Here is a 6,049-nt window from a genome sequence, read left to right on the forward strand (position 1 = left end):
GCCAGTGGTAGCGCGGTGATATCCGATGGATTGGCCTGTTTCAGGGCGGTGAAGGAGGCCAATTGTGAGCACCTGGGTGTTGTCACCGGGGGCAACCTTGACTTGCTGGATCATCCGGCATTCAACTGGGTAAACACGATGATAGGGAATGTGAAGAACTCGCTGCGGGGCAGTTGCCATACGCTCGGAGCGAAGCATTTACCGAGACATCTTGCTGAATACTGCTTCCGGTTTAATCATCGTTTTGACCTCAAAAGCATGTTGGTTGAATTGGGGCATGCAGTCGTGGCAAGCCCTCCGATGCCATATCGGCTCTTGAAGCTGGCTGAGGGTCATGGGTAATCAGGTTAGGGTTTCTGGCGCTATGTGCGGTGGCTTGGTTTGGAATACCTTTCTTCGTCAAAGAGGTGGCACGCCCCCAACAGATGTTCAATAGAAACATACTATGTATGACCGATAGCCAAATAGGGTCGATCACTTATCAGATGCAAGAGCCGTGTAAGGAGATATTCACCACGGATATAGTCTCTCGGGTCGAGCAAAGTGATTCGGCATATTTGGATTACTATCCCATGACCATGGAAAAATATGACCTAAATAAAATTTATACCGCGTTGCTTATCTCAGACCCCAGTTTCCGAGGCACGATCCCTGATTTTGAAGCATGGTGGAATGCGCGACCGATAAGGCAAAAGCGCAATAAACAAGGCCCGCAATAGCGGGCCTTGTTGCATCTATCACGCTTACAACTTCGCGTGGATCTTGATAGCAAACTGCCTGGCAGCGGCAGGAATATCACTCGGGGTGCCGAGCATGGCGGGCAGAGCCTCTACTCGCCGGATAATCACCTGTTCCAGCTCTTCCACGCTCGGGCTTACCGAGAGCTGTTTGAGCTGTCTCATGGCCAGGCTGAACTGCTTCTGATCTGATGGGTGAGAGCTGAACCAGGTTGGCTTTGACAGCCACGGCTCCAGTGCTTCTTCAATCGACATATTCGTCTCCTGTTGGGGCAACGCAGTCTCAGTTGCGCAACCATACTACCCCCGCACTTGGCCAGTGGACAATCTTGGTTGGCAAATTCACTGTTTTTATATACAGCAAATAGCTGTGTGGATATACAGCAACAGGAGCGCCAAATCATCTTGACCAACGACATGACCGGGGAGGACATCATCGTGCCTCCCGAGGAGGCGTAATGAATGTAAATCAGGTGGCAGGCAGCCTGCTGGGTCTGATGGGGGACAGTTTGTTTCCGGCCCGCCAGGTGAGTCATGCCCAATGGGGGGCGCTGGGCGAAGTGCTGTTCAAATCCTTTTTCTCCCCCAAGGACTTCCAGGACAGCCGCCGCTGGCGGGTGCAACCCCAGCTGCTGGTGCAGGGCTATCCCTCGCACCAGATGACCGGGGAGGACGAACGCACCGTGCGCATGACCATCGAGCTGCACAACGAGTTCACCGACCTGACCAAGGCCCATATCGATCTCACAGACCTCGCCGAGAAACAGATCCCCCGTGGGCTGGTGGTCGGCACCGAGACGCTGGGGATGTTCACCGTCCGCGAGATGCCCCGCACCATCATTGAGACCCTGCCAAACGGCACCATCATCGCCGTCAGCTATCAGCTGACCCTGGTGGAAGTGCGCGATGAGGAAGCGGGCAAATGAGTACACCGGCCACCACCCTCATCTCAATCCAGGGCGAACGCTGGGATGCCCTCTGCGTGCGGGCCTACGGGTCTGTCACCCAGCAGGCCATCAATGCCCTGCGCAGCGCCAACCAGGATGCCGCACGTCGCACAGAGGGCTTTGTCATGCCCGCAGGCTTGGTCATCACCGTACCCTCGATGGCGGCGCAGGCCATTACCCCGGTGGAGTTGGCCCCATGGCAGCGTTAGGCCTCATCAAATATGCCGCTTTGCTGACCTGGGCCAATCGCAAGGTGAGTGAAGACCTGGCCCCTTACGTCAAGTCACTGAGCTATGTGGACAGCCTGCGTCAGGGCAAGAGCGAGCGGGATCAGGTCAGCCTGGTGCTCGATAACCGGGGCGGCATCTTTACCGAAAAGTGGTTCCCCAAGGAGGGGGACATCCTCAGTCCCGGCGTGGTCTGGGAGCATCGCCAAGCCACACCGGGCAACCAGGCATCGAGCTGGGCCTGGGGGCGCTTTGAAATTGACAGTATCCGGTTTCGCTTCGGCCCGGACGAAGTGGTAATCGGCACGTTGGCGGCAACGGCAAAGCGCGATGCCATGGAAAAGGCGCAGACCCGCGCTTTTAACAACATCAAGCTGTCAGCCCTGGTAGCCCAGTTGGCCGCCGAGGCTGACATGCAAGGGGTGTTCAACGGCGAAGACGTGTTGCTCGATAGAGTCGAGCAGCGGGCCGAGAGCAGCCGGGATTTCTTGGCTCGTCTGGCGGGGCGCTATGGCCTGCCGGTATCGAACAAGAACCAGACCCTTTACGTCGGCACTCCTGAGTTGCCCAGGCTCAAGCTGTCCCTTAAACGCCGCGATGTCGTGAGTCAGGCCGACTTCCCGATCACCAAGCGTGACACCTACGGGGCCGTCATCATCGACTACTACGATGCCGAACAACGCAAGCAGATCACCTACCAGGCAGGCAATCCCGGTGCGCCAGAGGGGCGCACCTTGCGCCTCTATGACGTGCCGGTACGCAGCCTGGAAGAGGCCAAGCGCTACGCCGACAGCCAACTCTCGGCCACCGGCACCAAGCAAACGGCCTTTGGCCAACTGCAACTGATTAACACCCCCCTGGCCGCTGGCCAGCTGATTGAACTGACCGATGCAGGCAAGTTGCCCCCCTTGTGGAAGGTGGTTACCCAGACCACCAGCCTCGGCGGACGCTGGATCTGCAATGCCAAACTGGAGCGCGCATCATGAGCCAGATCCCTTTATCCGATCTGCCAGAGCCACAGGTGATCCCGAACGACTACAACGGCACCCTGACCCGGCTCAAAAAGAACTACGAGGCCAGTACCGGCCATTATCCGCTGGTGTCCGACCCGGAGACCTTTGTCCTGGAGCAGGTTGCCTACGAGCGGGAGCTGCTGGTGGACGACATGAACCGGGAGGGCAAGCAGAACCTGCTGGCGTTTGGTGGGGGGGCAATGCTCGATCACCAGGGGGCCAGTGTGGACTGCGAGCGGCTGCCCGCAAGCCACGCATTGACCTCCTTGCAACTGACCCTCAAGCCTGGCCACCCGGCGTTCGTGCTGGAACCCGGCTTCAGCGTGCGAGCCGTGGATGGGCAAAGCCTGTTTGTCACCACCGACCCGTTCCCGGTTGCCGCCACGGCGACCACCATCACAGTGATTGCCCAATGTCAGACCCCCGGCACCTAGGCCAACGGGTTCTTGCCAGGGGAGATCACCGAGGTGGTGACCGGTCACCCCGAGGTGAGCGCCGCAACCAATACCGAGGTAAGCCAGGGCGGCAGTGAGATTGAGGACGATGACCGCTATCGCCAGCGCATCTACCTGGCCCCCAGCAAGTTCTCGGTGGCCGGGCCCTATGACGCCTACGAGTATTTCGCCCTGACCGCCAACGGGGCCATCAAGAACGTCAAGGTCTGGTCGCCTGCCCCCAACGATATCGCCATCTGCGCCCTGATGGCTGGGGGAGAGTCATCGACCGACGCCATCAAGCAGGAGATCGAAGACGTCCTTCGCGATGACAAGGTGCGTCCCCTCGGGGATCGCATCACCGTCGAAGACGCCGAGCAGGTACACAGCGACGGCACCTTCACGCTCGAAATCTTCAATGACTACAAGGCACAAGCCAGTGCCATAGAGGCCCAGTTTACCAGCGCCCTGGTCAGCACCCTGGCCCGCTGGAAAGAGCAACTGGGGCGCGACATCGTGCCGGAAGCGTTGACTGGGCTTGGCCAGAAGATCCAGGGCGTCTATCGCTGCACCACGTCGCTTGCGATGCGCACCCTGGAGCGCAACCAGAACCCGGTGGTGAGCATCACGGCCATCAACGTGGTGGGGGTCGCCGAGAACTCGGAAGGGGGGCGGTGATGCGGGAGTGGTTTATCGCCTTCAAGGATGCCGTGGACAGCATGGGCATGACAGCTGCCCTGGCAGGTCTGGCGCTGTTTGCCGCACTGGCACAGGCCGCCAGTTCGGATCGCCTGTCGGTCAGGGACTTCCTGATTGGGGCACCGATGAGCGGGTTTGTTATCTGGATGGCCTGGCTGGGTCTCAGTTACTGGGACTTGTCAGAGCCGATGCGGGTGTTTTGGTCGGGTGTTGCCGCGTTCGGGGCGCAGTGGATCCTGCGCGGCATGAACACGGTGCTGCGCGGGTTTTCGGAAGACCCGCTGGGCACCTTGATGAAACTCAAGTCGCTTTGGAGGAAACCATCATGATGGAGCACTTGAACCTGTTGTTTGCCGCCCTCGATGTGGTGGCAGGGTTGGTCGTGATGGGGCGGGCTGTGCGCTATCGCAACTGGGGGGTGACCGGCTTGATGCTGGCTTACGTCCTGCTCAAAGCCCCTTACACCGTCGGTCAAACCGAGTTCAAACCGGAGTTCTTTTTCTGGCTGGCCTATGACCTGGCCATGCTGGTGGCCATCTGGTTTGAGATGGGCAAGCGGAGGGAGGCATGAACGCGCTGCTATGGCGGGCCCTGCCGTGGCTGGGGTGCCTGCTGATGGTCTGGCTATGGCACCAGCAGGGGGTAACGCAGGCAGAGGCCGCACAGCGCCTCTCCCTCACCCTGTCCCAGCAAAGCGAGACCCTGACGGCCCAGGCCACCAGTATCAACCGCCTGCAAGAGGAGGTGGCCCGCAATAACCAGCTCACCTTGCAGGTACAGAGCCAGGCAGGCCAGTTGCTCACAGAGCAGGGGCAGGCCCAGAAAGACATCAAGGAAACCATCATCCATGAACCGTGCCGCACTACTGAGTTGCCTGGCGCTGCTGCTGTGCGCCTGCGCCAGCTCGCCACCACCCCCCTTGATAAAAACTGAGGTGGTCAGGCTGGTCCCTCCGGCCAGCTTGAGCGCCCCTTGCCCAGTACCGCCGCTGAACCTCACAACCTGGGGGGCGGTGGTGGAAGAAGACATGCCCGCGATGATCGCGGCACTGCGAGCCTGCGATATTCGCATGACCGCGCTGCGTCAGTGGGCAGATAGCCAGAAGGAGTAAACGATGAAGACTTCACAACAAGGCGGCGTCACCGTCATGCACCATTTCGAGAACTGCAAGCTCAAGGCTTACCCGGCCCCTGGCAGCAAGAACGGCGAGCCATGGACCATTGGTTGGGGCCATACTGGCCCGGAGGTAAAGCCTGGTTTGGTCTGGACGCAAGCCCAGGCTGATGCCGCCTTCCTGGAAGACCTGCGCAGTTTTGAGCGGGACGTTGAATCACTGGTCAAGGTGCCACTGACTCAGGGCCAGTTCGATGCGCTGGTGTCGTTTGCCTATAACGTCGGATCCGACATCGATGCGGACACCATTGCCGAAGGGCTGGGGGATTCTACCCTGCTGCGCAAGCTCAATGCCGGTGACTATGAGGGGGCCGCCCAGGAGTTCAAGAAGTGGAACAAGAACGACGGCAAGGTGATGCGTGGCTTGATACGCCGCAGAGCCGCTGAAGAAGCGCTGTTTCGCGGGATGACGGGCCAGCAGGCAATCGAGCGAGGGATGATGGCAGCATGATGCCACCCATACAGAATGAACAAGGCCCGCAGTTGCGGGCCTTTTGTTTGATTGGGGTCAGGTGGCTGGCATCCAGGAATCAGGGTCTTCCCAGACCTCTTGTACCACCTCCAGAATGGCATCCCGCTCCTCTGCAGTGGTGCGTTTGACCTCAACGTCATTGCGCTGCCCCCGTATCACGCCGATGACCAGCTCAGGCCAGCGAGTGAGAAGACGGCGTGCAGCCTCCTTTTGCAATGCTTCAGTGGTGCCGTTGGGCAGCTTTTGCTTCTTGTCGATGATGATGCGAAGGATCATGATTTGGCGCTCCTGTTGCTGTATATCCACACAGCTATTTACTGTATATAAAAACAGTGAATTTGCCAACC

General features: G+C 59.2%; 11 protein-coding genes and 1 pseudogene. 10 read left to right on the forward strand and 2 right to left on the reverse strand.

Going from position 1 to position 6,049, the window contains the following annotated elements:
- On the forward strand, positions 1–342 hold a 342-nt coding region (locus tag CAK78_RS07485), incomplete at its 5' end, for a transposase (protein WP_141214109.1).
- Between the two features lie 401 nt (positions 343–743).
- Here the strand turns inward: CAK78_RS07485 and CAK78_RS07495 are convergent.
- On the reverse strand, positions 744–992 hold the full coding sequence (locus tag CAK78_RS07495; RefSeq protein ID WP_094696872.1) for a hypothetical protein: 249 nt from the start codon (positions 990–992) through the stop codon (positions 744–746).
- 203 nt (positions 993–1,195) lie between these two features.
- Here CAK78_RS07495 and CAK78_RS07500 point away from each other — a divergent pair, with 203 nt between their 5' ends.
- The 9 genes and pseudogenes from CAK78_RS07500 (at position 1,196) to CAK78_RS07540 (ending at position 5,681) form a co-directional block, all read left to right on the forward strand.
- Complete coding sequence (locus CAK78_RS07500; RefSeq protein WP_094696873.1) at positions 1,196–1,663, forward strand: phage tail protein; 468 nt, start codon at positions 1,196–1,198, stop codon at positions 1,661–1,663.
- Positions 1,660–1,893 (forward strand): tail protein X, encoded by a 234-nt coding sequence (locus CAK78_RS07505; RefSeq protein WP_094696874.1) that lies wholly within the window; start codon positions 1,660–1,662, stop codon positions 1,891–1,893. The genes CAK78_RS07500 and CAK78_RS07505 overlap by 4 nt, the downstream gene beginning before the upstream one ends.
- On the forward strand, positions 1,881–2,897 hold the full coding sequence (locus CAK78_RS07510; RefSeq protein WP_094696875.1) for a phage late control D family protein: 1,017 nt from the start codon (positions 1,881–1,883) through the stop codon (positions 2,895–2,897). The genes CAK78_RS07505 and CAK78_RS07510 overlap by 13 nt, the downstream gene beginning before the upstream one ends.
- 227 nt (positions 2,898–3,124) lie before the next feature.
- Positions 3,125–4,036, forward strand: a pseudogene (locus CAK78_RS07520) (baseplate J/gp47 family protein).
- Positions 4,036–4,386: a hypothetical protein gene (locus CAK78_RS07525; protein WP_094696878.1), complete on the forward strand. Its 351-nt coding sequence runs from the start codon at positions 4,036–4,038 to the stop codon at positions 4,384–4,386. The pseudogene CAK78_RS07520 and the gene CAK78_RS07525 overlap by 1 nt, the downstream one beginning before the upstream one ends.
- Positions 4,383–4,628 (forward strand): hypothetical protein, encoded by a 246-nt coding sequence (locus CAK78_RS07530; protein ID WP_094696879.1) that lies wholly within the window; start codon positions 4,383–4,385, stop codon positions 4,626–4,628. Before CAK78_RS07525 ends, CAK78_RS07530 begins: the two co-directional genes overlap by 4 nt.
- Positions 4,625–4,990 (forward strand): DUF2570 family protein, encoded by a 366-nt coding sequence (locus tag CAK78_RS07535; protein ID WP_094696880.1) that lies wholly within the window; start codon positions 4,625–4,627, stop codon positions 4,988–4,990. Before CAK78_RS07530 ends, CAK78_RS07535 begins: the two co-directional genes overlap by 4 nt.
- Complete coding sequence (lysC, locus tag CAK78_RS23440) at positions 4,905–5,168, forward strand: Rz1-like lysis system protein LysC (RefSeq protein ID WP_441296581.1); 264 nt, start codon at positions 4,905–4,907, stop codon at positions 5,166–5,168. The genes CAK78_RS07535 and lysC overlap by 86 nt, the downstream gene beginning before the upstream one ends.
- A 3-nt stretch (positions 5,169–5,171) precedes the next feature.
- Positions 5,172–5,681 carry a lysozyme gene (locus CAK78_RS07540; protein ID WP_094696881.1) on the forward strand — a complete coding sequence of 170 codons (510 nt, stop codon included), beginning with the start codon at positions 5,172–5,174 and terminating at the stop codon, positions 5,679–5,681.
- Positions 5,682–5,738: 57 nt separating this feature from the next.
- On the opposite strand, the gene CAK78_RS07545 is transcribed toward CAK78_RS07540, so the two are convergent.
- A partial coding sequence (locus CAK78_RS07545) for a DinI-like family protein (protein WP_217900815.1) occupies positions 5,739–6,049 on the reverse strand: 311 nt, incomplete at its 5' end.

It is taken from the genome of Aeromonas sp. A35_P, assembly GCF_002259925.1.
GTDB classification, from domain to species: Bacteria; Pseudomonadota; Gammaproteobacteria; order Enterobacterales; family Aeromonadaceae; genus Aeromonas; species Aeromonas dhakensis.

What these genes read in the sequence shown, in the direction of transcription:
- CAK78_RS07530 (WP_094696879.1), top strand. Translation starts at nt 4,383, where the DNA reads ATGATGGAGCACTTGAACCTGTTGTTTGCCGCCCTCGATGTGGTGGCA.
- CAK78_RS07525 (WP_094696878.1), top strand. Translation starts at nt 4,036, where the DNA reads ATGCGGGAGTGGTTTATCGCCTTCAAGGATGCCGTGGACAGCATGGGC.
- CAK78_RS07500 (WP_094696873.1), top strand. Translation starts at nt 1,196, where the DNA reads ATGAATGTAAATCAGGTGGCAGGCAGCCTGCTGGGTCTGATGGGGGAC.
- CAK78_RS07540 (WP_094696881.1), top strand. Translation starts at nt 5,172, where the DNA reads ATGAAGACTTCACAACAAGGCGGCGTCACCGTCATGCACCATTTCGAG.
- CAK78_RS07505 (WP_094696874.1), top strand. Translation starts at nt 1,660, where the DNA reads ATGAGTACACCGGCCACCACCCTCATCTCAATCCAGGGCGAACGCTGG.
- CAK78_RS07495 (WP_094696872.1), bottom strand. Translation starts at nt 992, where the DNA reads ATGTCGATTGAAGAAGCACTGGAGCCGTGGCTGTCAAAGCCAACCTGG.
- lysC (WP_441296581.1), top strand. Translation starts at nt 4,905, where the DNA reads ATGAACCGTGCCGCACTACTGAGTTGCCTGGCGCTGCTGCTGTGCGCC.
- CAK78_RS07535 (WP_094696880.1), top strand. Translation starts at nt 4,625, where the DNA reads ATGAACGCGCTGCTATGGCGGGCCCTGCCGTGGCTGGGGTGCCTGCTG.
- CAK78_RS07510 (WP_094696875.1), top strand. Translation starts at nt 1,881, where the DNA reads ATGGCAGCGTTAGGCCTCATCAAATATGCCGCTTTGCTGACCTGGGCC.